This is a genomic window from Bacteroides sp. MSSM.1001136sp1_RTP21357st2_D2_RTP21359_211015 (assembly GCF_040913205.1).
Classification (GTDB): domain Bacteria; phylum Bacteroidota; class Bacteroidia; order Bacteroidales; family Bacteroidaceae; genus Bacteroides; species Bacteroides ovatus.
Genome location: NZ_JBDFVF010000019.1, coordinates 65,265 through 81,489 on the forward strand (window position 1 = coordinate 65,265; position 16,225 = coordinate 81,489).

The following is a 16,225-nucleotide window of genomic DNA, read 5'->3' on the forward strand; positions in this document are numbered from 1 at the left end:
CTTATGGCTACTCTGCTAGAAGAAGAACTTGGAAAAGAAATGAAACAGAGACAGAATAACCATACGGATGAAGAGATAGAAATTAGTCTGATGGATATTTTTCGTAAGATTATTGCTATTCGTAAAGCAATCTATAAGGCTGCTGGCATAGGTTTGGTGATTGGTATTATCATTGCAATAAGTATTCCTAAAAAGTATACGGTTGAAGTAACTCTTTCTCCAGAGATGGGTAATGTTAAAGGTGGTGGCTTGTCAGGGTTAGCGGCCTCTTTCTTGGGGAGTGGGGCTACTATGAGTGAAGGTACTGATGCTTTGAATGCTTCTTTGTCTGCCGATATAGTATCTTCTACTCCTTTTTTATTGGAACTTTCTACAATGAAAATACCTGTGTCGAAAGATGAAAATATGACTTTGAATACTTATTTAGATGAAGAATCATCTCCTTGGTGGAACTATATAATCGGATTTCCGAGTATGGTAATTGGGGGAATAAAGTCTTTGTTTACCGAAAAAGATGATGAATCAATGGCTTTTAGTGGAGTCCATCAAGGTACAATTGAGTTATCTAAAAAAGAGTTGAAGCGGATTGGTATGTTGAAAAAAAAGATTACTGCTACTGTAGATAAGAATACATATATGACTTCCGTAACTGTGACTTTACAAAATCCTAGAGTAGCTGCTGTAGTTGCTGATTCTGTTGTGAAGAAGTTGCAGGAGTATATCATAGGCTATCGTACTTCCAAAGCAAAAGAGGATTGTATCTATTTGGAGAAACTATTCAAGGAACGTCAACAAGAGTACTATACTGCCCAGAAAAAATATGCTGATTATCTGGATTCTCATGATAATATCATATTGCAGAGTGTCCGAACAGAACAGGAAAGGTTACAGAGCGATATGGGTTTGGCCTATCAAATGTACAGTCAGGTGGCAAGCCAACTTCAGGTTGCCAGAGCTAAAATTCAGGAGGAAAAGCCTGTATTTGCTGTCCTAGAACCTGCAGTAGTTCCATTGCTACCTTCGGGAATCAGTAAAAAAATATATGTTTTGGCTTTTGTCTTTTTATCTGTATGTATTGTCATATCTTGGAATTTATTCGGAAAAGATTTCTTGAGTGAGTTTAAAAATATGTAGATTTAAAGTCATTAGTGGAGTGATATGGCATCAACTAATCAAATAAATAAAGTAGTAGAACTCATTGTAGTTTTAGGAGATCTGATCATTCTGAATTTTTGTTTGTTCCAGCTCCTTTCCTTTTGGGAAAAAATATTCATATATTCACCTTTTTCTTGTACTGCTTCTTTGATGATGACTTCACTTAGTCTCTGTTATTTAGCTTGTTCTGCATCTCGCGGAAAAGCTTGGAGTAGTAGAGAAATTCGTGCGGATCAGCTTGTTTTGCGTGTATTTAAGAATATAATAGCATTTTCTGTCTTTTGGGCATGTATTATGACTTTTAGTGGAATTTCTATTCTTTCTCCTCTCTTTTTTGTTAATTATTTTTTTATTCTCTTTGTCGTTTTATGTATTTATCGTATTATTATTCGTCGTTCATTGATTGGTTATTGCGCTAAAGGTAAGCATAAACGTTGTGCTGTTTTTATAGGTGGAGGCAATAATATGCAGATGTTATATGAGGAAATGGAAAGTTCTTTGGCATCTATTTATGAAGTCGTAGGCTATTTCGATATTTGTCCTAATGATACTCTTTCGTCTCAATGTCCTTATTTGGGCAGTCCTGACAGTTTTGCCGATTTTATGTCTGTGAAAACAGGAATAAAGCACGTTTTCTGTTCATTATCAATGGATCAGGGACGTTATAATTTTTCCATAATGAATTATTGTGAGAATCATTTGCTTTATTTTCATGGTGTTCCTAATGTATGTAAAGGGTTCCCTCGGCGTATCTGGCACAGTATGGTTGGTAATATGCCAATTCTGAATTTGCGATATGAACCTTTAAGTAAAATGGAAAACCGTGTACTAAAACGGATATTTGATATTGTATTATCAGGAATTTTCCTGATTACTATTTTTCCTTTTATTTACTTTATTGTGGGAAGTATTATAAAATTGACTTCTCCTGGTCCTATATTCTTTAAACAAATGCGAACTGGTTTAAATGGAGTGGAATTCAAATGTTATAAATTTCGCTCTATGAAGGTAAATGAGGAAGCTGATAGTAAACAGGCAACGGCTAATGATCCTCGAAAGACTCGATTTGGGGACTTTCTCCGACGTTCTAATCTTGATGAACTTCCACAGTTTATTAATGTTTTTAAGGGGGATATGTCAATAGTGGGACCCCGTCCTCATATGTTGGCTCATACAGAAACTTATGCACGACTGATTGATAAATATATGGTACGGCATTTTATAAAACCTGGAGTAACTGGATGGGCACAAACGCATGGATTCCGTGGTGAGACTAAAGAATTGTCACAAATGGAAGGACGAGTTAAGGCTGATATTTGGTATATGGAGCATTGGACAATATTGCTTGATTTATATATCATTTACAAGACTATAGCAAATGTGATTATGGGAGAGAAGAATGCATACTAGGAAACGTTTGTAAAATGTTTTGTTTGTATTACATAATATTAGAGGAAGATAGTCTGTTAAATGTTAGTAAGTTATAGAACATGATGAATAGTATTGGATTAATGGGATATTTTTATTATAATATAAATTCAAAAAAATATGGATAAAAATCAAATTAACTACATTGTAATCAATGTCATTCAAGAGTATTGCGCTACAAATGGTTTGGTAATAAAAGACTTGGATAAAGATACACCTCTTATTGGTAGTGCTCGTATTCTCGATTCTATGGGACTTGTAAATATCGTTGTGGATATTGAAACGGCTTTCCTAGATGAAGATATAGAAATTTCACTGACTTCCGAAACGGCAATGTCTGGTCGTATAAGCCCTTTTCGAACAATTGGATCATTGTGTAACTTTATTGCTCGCCAATTGGGCTTGGAAGAATAATGAATCGAGTTATAATTATTACTGGAACTAGGAAAGGAATTGGATATTTCCTAGCAGAGAAATATTTAAACGAGGGTGACATTGTATATGGGTGTAGTCGTCGTGAATGTGAAATCAACCATGAAAATTATCATCATACCCGTCTTGATGTTTCAGATGAACCTGCTGTGATAGCTTTTGTTCGTAATGTTTACAAAGAACAAAAACGAATTGATATACTGATTAATAATGCTGGAATAGCCTCAATGAATCATATTCTGTTGACCCCAAAAACGACTGCAGAGAGGGTATTTAATACAAATTTTATGGGTACATTTTTAATGTCCCGTGAGTGTGCGAAGTTCATGATAAGACAGAAAAATGGTCGTATCGTAAATTATTCAACAGTAGCTGTTGCACTTAATTTACAAGGAGAACTGGTTTATTCTTCATCAAAGGCTGCAATAGAACAGTTAACTAGAGTGCTTGCTGGTGAAATTGGTGAAAGTGGCGTAACTGTTAACACTATTGGTCCCACTCCGATTGATACTGATTTAATCAAAAATGTTCCAGAAAATAAAATTGAAGAACTGAAAAGTCGTCAATGTATCAAGCGACTTGGGAATTTTGAGGATGTTAAAAATGTCGTAGATTTTTTTATTCGTCCTGAGAGTGAATTTATAACAGGGCAAATAATTTATTTAGGTGGCGTATTTTAATTGTAAAAAAGAGTTTGTTATGAATTGGTTGGTTGAAAAGATGAAAGAAGATGGTAGTAAGAATGCTATTATTTTCAAAGGAAAGGAATATACTTATGAAGCACTTGTGGAACAAATTGAGGATTATTATATAATAATTAGTAAACAAATCAATCGAGGGGAAATTGTTTCAATAATTTCGGATTATAGTTTTCAGTCTATTGCGCTTTTTTTGGCATTGTATGAGAATCGAAATATCATTGTGCCAATTACTACAAAGATTAATCAAGAGATAGTCGACCGAATTCGTGTCGCAAATAGTGATTATCGTATTGAAATAGATGATAAGCTCAATATATATAAAACAACAGAGAAAACCGAAGATCATCCTCTTGTGATAAGGCTTCAGGAGTATCATCATTCAGGTCTTATTCTTTTTAGTAGCGGTTCTACAGGAGCACCAAAAGCGATGATTCACAATCTCGATAATTTGGTTGACTCATATAAAGGGAAACGTGGCAAGAACATTGTATTTTTGATTTTCTTAATGTTTGATCATATCGGTGGACTTAACTCTTTGTTAAATTGTCTTTCGATGGGTGTAACAATGGTCTTCCCTGAACATCGAGAACCGGAACATGTCGCGGAATTGATAGAAAAATATAAGGTTAACATTCTTCCGGCATCCCCAACATTCCTAAATTTAATGTTGATAAGTGAATCAAATTCAGGCTATAATATGAGTTCTCTACGGATGATTACCTACGGGACGGAGCCAATGCCCGATAGTTTACTATTAAAATTAAAAACAGCTTTTCCTCGTGTTAAGTTTCTTCAAACTTTTGGGACGAGTGAAACAGGTATTAGTCAAACTACAAGTAGATCATCTGATAGTACATTTTTAAAAATAGATGATCCAAATACTGAAATAAAAATAGTCAAAGGTGAACTATGGATTCGTAGTAAAACTCAAGTCATGGGATATCTAAATTCATCAATGGAACGATTTACCGAGGATGGATGGTTTAAGACAGGAGATTTGGTAGAAGAAGCAAGTGATGGTTATATAAAAATAGTTGGACGTAGCAAAGAGTTAATCAATGTTGGTGGAGAGAAAGTTTTGCCTTCTGAAGTAGAGTCAGTATTATTTCAAATACCGAATTTAGTAGATTGTATTGTTTATGGTGAAAAAAACTTTATTACAGGAATGATAGTAGTTGCAAAAGTTCTTTTTAAGGAGCCATTGAAGCCTTCAGAGGCAAAAAAGCAAATAGTACAGTTTTGTAATGGTAAACTTGATAGATATAAAATTCCTGCTAAAGTAATTTTAATGACCGAATCGGAGTATTCTGAAAGATTTAAGAAGAAAAGATTGTAAGTCTATGCTTAAAAAAATTATAGGAAAATGGAATGCAATCATTAGAGGGTTGAGAATCCTTAATTATGAATATTTTTCGACACGTAATGATTGTTTGGGGAAATGTGGAGTAAACTCACATTATTTGCCTCCTACTCTTTTGGGTAAAAGAGAGAATATTTTTTTGCATGATTATGCATATATTGATTACCGTAGTGTTTTGTATATTACTGGTGGTAAATTGGTAATAAAAGAAAATTCTATTGTTGCTGAAGGGTTAACTGCTATAACAGGTCAACATCAATCGAAAATAGGGGAAGTATTTGGTAAAGCTGGGAACAGTAATTTATTAGAGAAAGATATTATAGTAGAGGAGGATGTCTGGATTGGTGCTGGTGTTATGTTGTTATCAGGTGCACATATTGGTCGTGGTGCTATAATTGGTGCAGGGACAGTTGTACGAGACCAAAATATTCCACCATATAGTATTGTGGTTGGTAATCCTGCTAAGATTATTGGCTTTAGATTTACTGTTGAGGAAACATTGGAACATGAAAAGCTTATTTATGATGAACAAAATCGTTTGCCAGAGAAGAAATTACAAACCAATTACAAATATTATTATGAGAGCAGGATTGGACAAATTATGAATTATTTGGCTTTGCGTTTATGAAGCATATTATGTTATGATTGTCAGAAATCTAGTTTTACTTTCCATATCGAATTATATTACTAATAATGAAAGAAATCCAATGTTAATAAATCTTGCTATTTTTAGACATTGTTGATCGATGAGTGAATTTTACAATTAGAATATGAGCCGTAATCCCAATAAAATAGTTAAAAATACATTTTTTCTTTATGGAAAGATGTGTATTACTATATTTTTTACACTTTATACCACTCGCTTAGTTCTGAAATCATTAGGAGTCGTGGATTATGGTATCTTTGGAGTGATTGGTGGGGCAGTTAATATGCTTGGCTTTTTGTCTGCGTCTATGGCGGCTACTACTCAACGATTTATGAGTTATTCAGAAGGATCTGGTAATTTTGAAGATAAAAAACAGGTGTTTAATGTAAGTATGATGTTGCATTTTATTATTGCTGTTTGTGCGTGTATATTGCTTTGTTCCTTTTCATATCTATTTTTTGATAAGATAATAAATATTCCTATTGAAAGGCTGTATGCAGCAAAAGTGGTTTATTATTCTATGGTGTTTAGTGTAGTAATTACAGTATTATCTGTGCCATATGATGCTGTAATTAATTCTCATGAAAATATGTTATACTATTCAATAGTGGGTATAATAGATTCTTTTGGAAAGCTAACAATCGCGGTTTATATTACAACATTTGTATCTGGAGATAAATTGATTGTATACGGTATTTTAATGGCGGCATTATCTATTGCTGTTATGATGGCTATGCAAATATATTGCCATAAGCATTATCCTGAATGTGTTTTTAAGCCAGTAACATATTTTTCGAAGAAAAAAATGAAACAGATGGCATCTTTTGCATCATGGAAACTATCCACACAGTTTACAAGTATGGTAGGAAATTATGGTGCGGGTTTATTAATGAACCATTATTTTGGAGCAGTCATTAATGCAGCAATATCAATAGCAAGTCAAGTGATATCTCAGTTACAAGCATTCTCGAATAATATGATTAAAGCTGTTAATCCTGTTATTGTAAAATCTGAAGGGGAGAATAATAGAGAAAATATGCTTCAGGTTTCAATGTATAGTTGTAAATATTCTTTTTTGATATTCGCTCTTTTTGCTGCTCCTGCATTGGTATGTCTTGATAAATTGTTAGTATGGTGGTTAGTAAATGTACCACAGTGGGCTTACCTCATGACATTAGTTGGGATTCTTAGAACTTTGAATGAGTGCTTATTACTTCCTTTAGAGACAAGTATTGGTGCTACAGGAAAAATAAAAGGAAACAGCTTCTACAGTTCATTAATCAACATGTTTCCCTTGCTTCTATTAATCTTATTATTTTATATGGGGTATTCTCCTATGGCATATATTGTTGTTTCATTCTTTGTATGGGGAATAATATATGAACTAAAAACTGTATATTTTGCAAGAAAAATATGTCGATTAAATATCAGAACATTTTTTAATGGATATGTAAAAAGACCATATATAACGTTTTTGTTTTCCGTTGCTTTAGGGGTATTAGTCCGTTCTTTATTGGGGAATAGCACATTAAGTATTTGTATTACAATAATTATCGTTTTAATAGTTTTCATATTTTGTGTTTGGTTCTTTGTAATGGAAATGATAGAAAAGGAATATGTGAAAAATATGGTAAAATATTTTTATTGCAAGATAAATAGAGAATATAAGTGAGAAATGATTTATACAATAATGAAACAATAACAATAAACTTTCAGAATTAATTTGTTTTTAAGCAAAAGAAACAGTTATAATATTATTATGATAAAAATTTATATTCCTGGACCATTTTCTATTCCTATTTGGCGTCAATTCCCTGATTCTAAGCGGTGTATATGGGGAAATTGTGAATTTTATTTTGAAGAACCTAAAGAATATGATTATCTTGTTGTATGGGGACTTGAAAAAGAATTACCAACATTGTGTCCAAAAGAAAAAAGATTGTGCTTTTTGGGAGAGCCGCCGTATGTGAAACGATATCCTAAAGCGTTTCGAGAACAATTTGGTTATGTTTTTGGATGCCAGCCTAAGATGATTAACAAAGGCCTTATGCGAAGATTAATGCCTACTCTTGCTTGGATGGCAGGTTGTAAAATAGGAGCTAATGTCTTTAAAGATGATCCTGATACATTTATGTCCTATCAGGATTTTAAACACTATGAAGCGAAAGAATCTCGATTAGATAAAGTATGTTTCATAACGTCAAATAAAAAGTTTACTAAGGGACATCGAGATAGAGTAAATTTTGCTAATAAAATATTAAAGAATCATATTGATTTTATTGATGTATATGGCAATGGTTATAATCCTGTTGATGACAAATTGGAAGTGATGTCTAAATATAAATATGTGCTGGCTATTGAAAATGGGCAATGTATGGATTATTGGACAGAAAAATTGGCAGATTCTTATTTAGCGGGTTGTTATCCTATATATTATGGTTGTCCAAATATTAGCGATTATTTTAAGCAGGATAGTATGCTGAAAGTTGATATAAGAGACTATGAAAAAACGATAAGCGCTATTAAAAAAATAATAGATCAGGATCTCTTTTCAGCATCTAAAGAAGCTGTCTCTGTAGCAAGAAATTTGGTATTGGATAAATACAATATGTTCAATCTCATTGCAAATGAGGTTAATAAAATAGACTCATATAGCTCTGTGATTGAAAAAATGTCGTTACCGGAAACAATATACCCAATGAAGTACACTTTAAAAGATTTGTTTTTGTGTAAATTGGCGAGATTGTTTAATATAACATTATAGATAGAACTTAAATTTTTATTATGTCGATTCAGAAAAGAATATCAATTTTAACATTGCATGATGTGCCTAATTATGGTTCTGTTCTTCAAACATTTGCAACTCAAGAAATTTTTAAGAGACTGGGATTGATTACTAATATTATTGATTATAGACGTCTTTCTTCTGTTAGTTTGTGGAAAAGAGTCCAGATGGCAACCAGGAATGACAGTCTAGCTAAAAAGGCAATAAAATCGATACTATATTTCTTTTATTTATGGCGTCAGGATAAAGTTTTTGGACAGTTTCGTAATGATAATATTTCTTCTCGAGGTCCTGTGTTAAATTGTGAGGATGATTTTGATAAATTACAGATAGATGCGGATATTTATTGTACCGGCAGTGATCAGACATGGAATAGTGGATGGTATGGGAGAATTTTGAAATCATATTTTTTGACTTTTTGCCCGGATAATATTAAAAAGATATCATACGCAGCCAGTTTTGGAAAAACATCTTTGGAAGATTCTGAAAAAGAAGAAATACGAAAATATTTATTAAGATATGCTGCTATTTCACTACGTGAAGAAAGTGGGGTGAAAATCATAGAGGAGTTGGGTATTTCAGGATCTGTTCATGTTTTGGATCCTACATTACAATTAGATGCTGCTTTTTGGCATAGGTATATACGAAAGCCTTCCGAAGAACATTATGTATTGGTTTATCAATTGAATAAACATCCTTGGTTTAATGACTTTGCAGAATCTTTCGCCCGCCAAAAAGGTTTGAAGTTGATTCGTTTTGGTGCTAATGTCCATCAGATATTTAAAAGCGGAAAATTGCTTTTCTTGCCAGAACCATTTGATTTTCCATCTTATATTGCTTTTGCAGATTATGTGATAACTGATTCTTTTCATGCTATAGAAGACTTATTGAAATTAACTAATCTCGAACGGCTACATGTAATAAACTCTGAAGATTGGCGTGTAATGGGGAACGATCCTATCAATTGGGAAGAAGTGAATGCTATTTTTGCGAGATACAGAAGAATAGGGGATGACTTTCTTTATAGAGCTATTGAATAATGGAGAATATAACAGAATTTTGTACAGGATGTAGAACATGTGAACAAGTATGTCCGAAGTCTTGCATTTCAATGAAATTTTCGTCTGAAGGGTTTCTTGAGCCTTTTATCGATTTAGATCAGTGTGTGGATTGTGGATTATGCCAAAGACGTTGTCCACAAAATAATTTGAAAGTTTACCCACTATCCGAAAAGGTTTTTGCTGTAAAATCTAAAAATGATAAAGAGCTTTATAAAAGTGCATCAGGAGGAGCATTTGCAGCATTGGCACGATATTTTTTGGAACAAAATGGAGTATGTGTTGGAGCATCTTATTATAAAGGATGGAATGTTGGGCATAAAATTATTAGGAGCTTGGATGATCTCCCTTCGCTTCAAAGTTCAAAATATGTTCAAAGCGATACATTGCATACTTATTCAGAGGTTCGTTGTCTTTTAAGTCAAGGGATTAAAGTGTTATATAGTGGTACACCATGTCAAATCGCAGGATTGAACTCTTTTTTAGGAAATGTAGACAAATCTAATCTGTTGACTATTGATCTGATATGCCACGGGGTTCCTAGTATTAAACTTTTCAAAAGTTATATTCAATGGCTCGAGCATAGATATGGAGAGCCGATAATTGATTTTAATTTTCGTGATAAAAGTTCGGGCTGGGGATTAAATGTTAAAATAAAAACGAAAACAAAAACAAAAACGAGAAGTTGTGTCATAGACCCTTATTATTATCATTTTCTTAAAGGTGATACATATCGTGAATGTTGTTACCGTTGTTCGTATAGCAGACCAGAGCGTGTAGGAGATGTAACAATTGGTGATTTTTGGGGTATAGAGTCGATACTTCCTGATTTTTTTTCAAAGAAAGGAGTATCCTGTCTTATTTTAAACACTCCTAATGTCATGGCACTTATACCTATGTTTAAGAGTCTGTTTGATATGGAAGAAGTGTCATTAAATGATGTAATGAAATTCCAGAGAAACTTGGTTGCCCCCACACCAAGGCCCGATATGCGTGATATAATATATAAGCGTTTAGATGAAAAAGATTTGGAGTCGTTCTTTAAAACGGTTCTGACATATCCTCTTAATGTTAAGTCGGAGCTTATAGCAATATTACCTGAATGGATGAAGAAAGTTTTACGTAAAATGCTTTCTGCTGTCATGCGCTAATAGTTAGTATTATTTTCTTTATATCTCCTTATATTCATAAATTCGTTAATTTGTTGAGCAAAAAAATGTTTAAGAACTTGATTGGAACTTTGTTGTATTCCATCATCATGCTTCTAGTCACTTTTATATTGAATTAATAAGGAGATACTTGTTGGATGCTGTTTTTGATAAGATGACTGATTGGGTGTGTAATATTGTTGGAAAAAGATGTTGTCTTTTCGAGAGAAAATAAAATGAATTGAACGAATAATGAGTATAAAATGTGACAGTAAATTACTAGTGAAGCCATTATTCTTTTTGGTTATAGTGGATACTATAAACGGATTTTTTCTTAATAAGGGAATGGAATCTTCCATTGGCATTATTTTTAAGGCGTTTATTTTGTCAGTTGCTTTTAAAATATTATGTTCATCGCCAAGATTCAAAGGATTACTGTTTTTTACTGTAATTTATATTCCTGCTTTTTTATTACTTGTCATTCTTAATACGGATTCTCAAATAGTTCCAACCATAAACCATTTACTGAAATTTGTAAATGTTGTTTTTATATATTATGCTGCAGTTGTTGTGTTTAAATCGGAAAGTATACAAGAAAAGGATATACAAGTGATATTCTATATAAATTCTATTGTACTTTTGTTGAATATTTATAGTGGGTTGTTGGGAGTAGGATATTATGCCTATGGTGAAGGTTGGGGGTGTAAGGGATTTATGTATGCTCACAATGAGATGTCTGGAATGCAAGCTGTTCTATATGGTGTTTCTTATTATTTTATTTATAATAGGTATGTTACGAAGAAGATTATTCTTTTGGTTGTTAACCTGCTTTTTTTAATAGCGGCTCTATTGGTTACAACAAAGGCGGGCATACTTCTTGTTTTGACAAGTTTGATTCTAGTTCCATTTGTACACATGAAATATGGCATTTTTCGTTCTTTCTTGAAAATGTCAAAAATAAAGCTAATCGTCTTACTTTCTATAATATGCGTGGTATCATACTGTGGTTATGCATTGCTTGAGTATAGCGGTGCAATTGATCGTTGGACGTATTTCTTTGATAAAGATGGGGTAAATGCCATCTATTCTTCACGTGATACTTTTTGGGAGGAAGAGAGAGTAGAGTGGGAAGAAGGGAATATTGTAGTTAAACTATTTGGAATGGGGGGAGCTAGAACTGTAGAAATGGATCAAGCGGATACGTTACTCAACTATGGAATCGTTGGATTAATTATTGTTTATTCATTTTATTTTTCTCTCATTGTAAAAGCTTTTAGGTACAGGGAGAAAAGTCAATATGCCAAGTTTGTTTTCGGAATGGATATTTTTATACTTGCAGCATCATGTTTCGCTGGACATCTTCTGTTCTCTGGTCTTATGGGGATTCCATTTGCCTTGATGAATGCATTGATATTTAGTCCAAAAATGCAAGCTGCAAGTAATATGGAGAACAGGTATTGTAATTGTAGGAATTAGCTTCGATAATAAATATAAAATTCACTCATGAAAATTGTTTTATTTACTCCTGGACTCGGAAATCAGATGTTTCAATATTTATTTTATTTATATCTTCGAGATAACTATCCTAATCAAAATATTTATGGATATTACAACAGAAATATTCTCAACAAACATAATGGGCTTGAGGTTGATAAGGTTTTTGATATTCAACTTCCGCCCCATACTGTTATAAGTGATGCTTCTGCCTTTTTTATTAGAGCCTTGGGAGGGCTTGGATTAAAATATTTTATAGGGAAGGATCAACTTTCGCCTTGGAAAGTTTACTTTGACGGATATTGGCAAAACAAAGAATACTTCCAGAATAATGTAGATAAAATGAGATTCAGAGAGGGATTTCTAAATAAGAAAAATGATGATATACTCTCTTTGATACGAAATACGAACTCAGTATCAGTGCATGTGAGAAGAGGAGATTATTGCGATAGTTGTCGTAAAGACTTATTCTTACAGTCTTGTACGCCTCAATATTATGAGTCGGCTATAAGTGTAATGAAAGAGAAGTTCCAAAAACCTGTGTTTTTTGTGTTTTCTGATGATATTCCGTGGGTTAAGGTGAATCTGAATATACCTAATGCTTATTATATAGATTGGAATAAGAAGGAGAATAGTTATTTGGATATGTATTTAATGTCCTTATGTACGGCTAGTATTATAGCCAACAGCACATTTAGTTTTTGGGGGGCAATGTTAGGAAATAAAAAAGAATTAGTTATTAAGCCAAAGAAATGGATTGGAGATGAAATTCCTGAAATATTTCCTCCTTCTTGGCTTTCATTGTAATAGAATTTATTTATGAATCCATTAGTATCTATCGGTGTACCGATATATAATGTTGAGTCCTATATTGAACGTTGTGCCCGGAGTCTTTTTGAACAAACTTATGTTCATATAGAATATATATTTATTGATGATAATTCTCCAGATGATAGTATTGGTATACTTAAAGCTACTTTAGAGGATTATCCTGCTAGGATGCAGCAGGTTAAAATAGTAAGGCAACCTGTAAATGTTGGTTCGTCAGCAGTAAGAAATAAGGCTGTTAGTATGATGTCTGGAGAATTTGTAATGTGGGTAGATTCAGATGATTTTGTAGAGTTGGATATGGTAGAAAAACTTGTTAGTGCACAACGACAAAACGATGCTGACATTGTTACATGCAATACAATTGTTCATCTGCCTAAAGGGAAATTCTCCACAATGTTTTCTCCTATATATAATACTCCTAAAGAGATGACTTTGCAGTTATTAAGAAAAAAAGTGCCAGTAAGTGTTTGGGCAAGACTTATACGACTATGCTTATATATTGATAATGATGTTCAATCTCTTGAAGGAATAAATAATGCTGAAGATTATCAACAGATGCCTAGGTTAACTTTTTATGCTCAAAAAGTATGCAGTATAAATGATGCACTATACCATTATAATTGTACAAATAATAATTCATATACAGCTACATATTCTCCTAAACTTGCAGAACAAGTGATGATCTCTGTGAACCTCTTAGAGCAATTTTTCCAAGATAAGGGTATTGAATATGTAGATGCATTAAACTTTTCTAAGGCGGAAATTTATGCGCGTGATTTAGTGAAGTGTTGCAGACTGGGATATAAAGAATATTATTATTTTACACGTGGAATGGTAGAAAAAATGGATAGGAAGTATTTTGTAAGTCTTCCTTTACCTTTTAGAATATTATTAAAATTACCTAATTACTATATCGCTTTGATTTATGTAAAATTGGCATCTATGTTTAAGAAACAATGAAAATTTTATTGATCTCAAATATGTATCCTTCAGAAAAGGATAAAACATATGGAACATTTGTAAAGATGTTTAAGGAGAGTATAGAACATAACACGAATGATATCGTTTTTGATTGCTGTTTTATTCGAGGTCGTTCTAATAGCTTTATAGTTAAAGTATATAAGTATATTATTTTTTATTTTGCCATCATCTATAAGACGCTTTTTACGAAATATGATTTTATTTATAATCATCAAATAACACATTCCGCTCCAGCATTACGATTCTGTAGGTGCTTTAGGAAATTTAAACTGGTTATGAATATCCATGGGGGGGATATCGTCACGATTGATAAAACATCAGAGAAGCTATTAAGCCTTGCATTTCCGCTGCTTATTAATTCCGACTTGATAGTAGTACCATCGGAATATTTCAAGAATATTGTTTTAAATAAGATTCCGGGAATTTCTTTGAATCAATTGTTTGTGAGTGCATCCGGAGGTGTAGATAAAAATGTATTTACTTGCTTAAATAGTCATATAATGTCAATAGGGACAATTGTTTATGTATCAAGAATAGATGCAGGAAAAGGATGGGATGTTTTAGTTGATGCTATTGGGGAATTGAAATTGAGTGGAGAAATCTCGGGAAAAAGAGTTTTATTTGTTGGTTATGGGGGCCAAACAGAACTTTTAAATAAAAAGATTAAAGAGTTTAATTTATCAGATTGCTGTTGTTATCTCGGTCCTAAAACACATCAAGAGTTAAATGAATTATATAACCAATCTGATGTAATGATATTTCCTACAATGCTTTATGAAAGTTTGGGTCTTGTAGGAATAGAAGCTATGGCTTGCGGGTGTCCTGTAATTGGTTCTAATATAGGTTGTTTACCCGAATATATTAAGGATGGAATAACAGGTTTCTTATTTGAGTCTGGCAATAGTCATGAGTTGGCGGAAAGGATTACTTATTTTTATAAACTTACTGATGAACAACGAAATACAATGAGAATACAGGCTGTAAAGACTGCTCATCAATATGACTCTGATGAAATCTCACGAATGTTGATAAGTAAAATGAAAGAGATATAAGCATGTTGATTGCCAAATGAAAAAAAGGATTGTAAAATAAGAGATGAGTATTTATTGTTAAATAATAATGTAAAATATTTTTGCGGATTGATGGATCAATTTATGGTATATCTAAAGTGTTTTAAGTCAATTAGTAAGTTTAAGTTAGATATAAATAGTAGAATATGAAACAACGGTTAGAAATTATTGATTTTCTACGAGGCTTTTCTATTTTTACCATTGTATTAATGCACTTGCTACAGAGCTATCCAATTAATCCTCTTTTCATGAAGGCTTCCTCTTTTGGAGGGGCGGGAGTACATATATTTATTTTATGTAGTGGGTTTGGGCTTTGTCTATCATATTTGAACAAACCGCTTACATATTCCCAATTTATAAAACGGCGATTTACTAAAGTGTATTTGCCATACCTGATTGTTGTATTGGTAAGTGCTATGATTCCATTTTACGATACATCACCGAATAAAATACTTCAAGTACTAAGCCATCTGTTTTTTTTCAAGATGTTTTTTAATGACTTAGAGAGTTCTTTAGGAGGTCAAATGTGGTTCATTTCAACACTCTTTCAGTTTTATATAGTATGGTTTTGGGTGTTGAAATTATTTAATAGGCCCAAGGGTGTGATATACGCATTGTTAGTAAGTCTGGCATGGGCTACGATTGTGGCGGTATTGGGAAAGAATGAGATACGTGTGTGGAACAGTTTTTTCTTGCAGTATTTATGGGAATTTGTTTTAGGCATACATTTGGCTACATATTATAAATCTAACTCGGCGAAATTTTGTATACCGAGCTTTAAGGTGTTGATTCCAATTTGTATGATAGGTATAATTCTTACGGGATTTGCTGGGCTAAAAGGAGGAATATGGAAACTATATAATGATGTTCCTTCTATGATGGGATATTTATCTGTATTACTGATTATCTACAAACTAAAGATCAAGTTCATTAATAATGTATTTATATTCACAAACAAAATTTCTTACGAATGGTATTTAGTGCATATATTGGTCTTTAGTTGTACTTCTTATTATATGCATCAGTTTGGAATGTCTACCGTGATAATAGCTATTATCTCACTAGTCCTTTCATATTTTATAGCTTTTCTATATCACTTGATTTTGAAAAGAATAAAGATTATTTGAAGATAAAAG

General features: G+C 32.7%; 15 protein-coding genes. All 15 read left to right on the forward strand.

The genetic code is table 11. The annotated features are described in order from the left end of the window. The first annotated feature begins 3 nt into the window (after positions 1–3). The 15 genes from AB5217_RS13470 (at position 4) to AB5217_RS13540 (ending at position 16,216) form a co-directional block, all read left to right on the forward strand. Complete coding sequence (locus AB5217_RS13470) at positions 4–1,134, forward strand: chain-length determining protein (protein WP_004297020.1); 1,131 nt, start codon at positions 4–6, stop codon at positions 1,132–1,134. Positions 1,135–1,158: 24 nt separating this feature from the next. Then, positions 1,159–2,565: an undecaprenyl-phosphate glucose phosphotransferase gene (locus AB5217_RS13475; RefSeq protein ID WP_059365513.1), complete on the forward strand. Its 1,407-nt coding sequence runs from the start codon at positions 1,159–1,161 to the stop codon at positions 2,563–2,565. Between the two features lie 138 nt (positions 2,566–2,703). After that, positions 2,704–2,997 (forward strand): acyl carrier protein, encoded by a 294-nt coding sequence (locus tag AB5217_RS13480; RefSeq protein WP_004297017.1) that lies wholly within the window; start codon positions 2,704–2,706, stop codon positions 2,995–2,997. Next, complete coding sequence (locus AB5217_RS13485; RefSeq protein ID WP_004297016.1) at positions 2,997–3,695, forward strand: SDR family NAD(P)-dependent oxidoreductase; 699 nt, start codon at positions 2,997–2,999, stop codon at positions 3,693–3,695. The genes AB5217_RS13480 and AB5217_RS13485 overlap by 1 nt, the downstream gene beginning before the upstream one ends. A gap of 19 nt (positions 3,696–3,714) precedes the next feature. Continuing rightward, positions 3,715–5,052: an ANL family adenylate-forming protein gene (locus AB5217_RS13490; RefSeq protein WP_052587870.1), complete on the forward strand. Its 1,338-nt coding sequence runs from the start codon at positions 3,715–3,717 to the stop codon at positions 5,050–5,052. Positions 5,053–5,056: 4 nt separating this feature from the next. Beyond that, positions 5,057–5,704 carry an acyltransferase gene (locus tag AB5217_RS13495; RefSeq protein ID WP_004297014.1) on the forward strand — a complete coding sequence of 216 codons (648 nt, stop codon included), beginning with the start codon at positions 5,057–5,059 and terminating at the stop codon, positions 5,702–5,704. 142 nt (positions 5,705–5,846) lie between these two features. Continuing rightward, complete coding sequence (locus tag AB5217_RS13500) at positions 5,847–7,394, forward strand: hypothetical protein (protein ID WP_004297013.1); 1,548 nt, start codon at positions 5,847–5,849, stop codon at positions 7,392–7,394. 87 nt (positions 7,395–7,481) lie between these two features. Further along, positions 7,482–8,486 carry a glycosyltransferase family 10 domain-containing protein gene (locus AB5217_RS13505; RefSeq protein WP_004297012.1) on the forward strand — a complete coding sequence of 335 codons (1,005 nt, stop codon included), beginning with the start codon at positions 7,482–7,484 and terminating at the stop codon, positions 8,484–8,486. A gap of 20 nt (positions 8,487–8,506) precedes the next feature. Beyond that, on the forward strand, positions 8,507–9,547 hold the full coding sequence (locus AB5217_RS13510; RefSeq protein ID WP_368112638.1) for a polysaccharide pyruvyl transferase family protein: 1,041 nt from the start codon (positions 8,507–8,509) through the stop codon (positions 9,545–9,547). After that, positions 9,547–10,716: a Coenzyme F420 hydrogenase/dehydrogenase, beta subunit C-terminal domain gene (locus AB5217_RS13515; RefSeq protein WP_070275893.1), complete on the forward strand. Its 1,170-nt coding sequence runs from the start codon at positions 9,547–9,549 to the stop codon at positions 10,714–10,716. The genes AB5217_RS13510 and AB5217_RS13515 overlap by 1 nt, the downstream gene beginning before the upstream one ends. Positions 10,717–11,058: 342 nt before the next feature. After that, positions 11,059–12,189, forward strand: a complete 1,131-nt coding sequence (locus AB5217_RS13520; protein WP_167560851.1) for an O-antigen ligase family protein — start codon at positions 11,059–11,061, stop codon at positions 12,187–12,189. A 27-nt stretch (positions 12,190–12,216) separates the two neighbouring features. Further along, positions 12,217–13,014 (forward strand): alpha-1,2-fucosyltransferase, encoded by a 798-nt coding sequence (locus AB5217_RS13525; RefSeq protein WP_004296622.1) that lies wholly within the window; start codon positions 12,217–12,219, stop codon positions 13,012–13,014. Between the two features lie 12 nt (positions 13,015–13,026). After that, entirely contained in the window at positions 13,027–13,998 is a 972-nt protein-coding gene (locus AB5217_RS13530) for a glycosyltransferase family 2 protein (RefSeq protein ID WP_004296623.1), read from the forward strand. Then, positions 13,995–15,071 carry a glycosyltransferase family 4 protein gene (locus AB5217_RS13535; RefSeq protein WP_004296624.1) on the forward strand — a complete coding sequence of 359 codons (1,077 nt, stop codon included), beginning with the start codon at positions 13,995–13,997 and terminating at the stop codon, positions 15,069–15,071. Before AB5217_RS13530 ends, AB5217_RS13535 begins: the two co-directional genes overlap by 4 nt. Before the next feature lie 164 nt (positions 15,072–15,235). Further along, complete coding sequence (locus AB5217_RS13540; protein WP_115485077.1) at positions 15,236–16,216, forward strand: acyltransferase family protein; 981 nt, start codon at positions 15,236–15,238, stop codon at positions 16,214–16,216. The last annotated feature ends 9 nt before the right edge of the window (positions 16,217–16,225 follow it).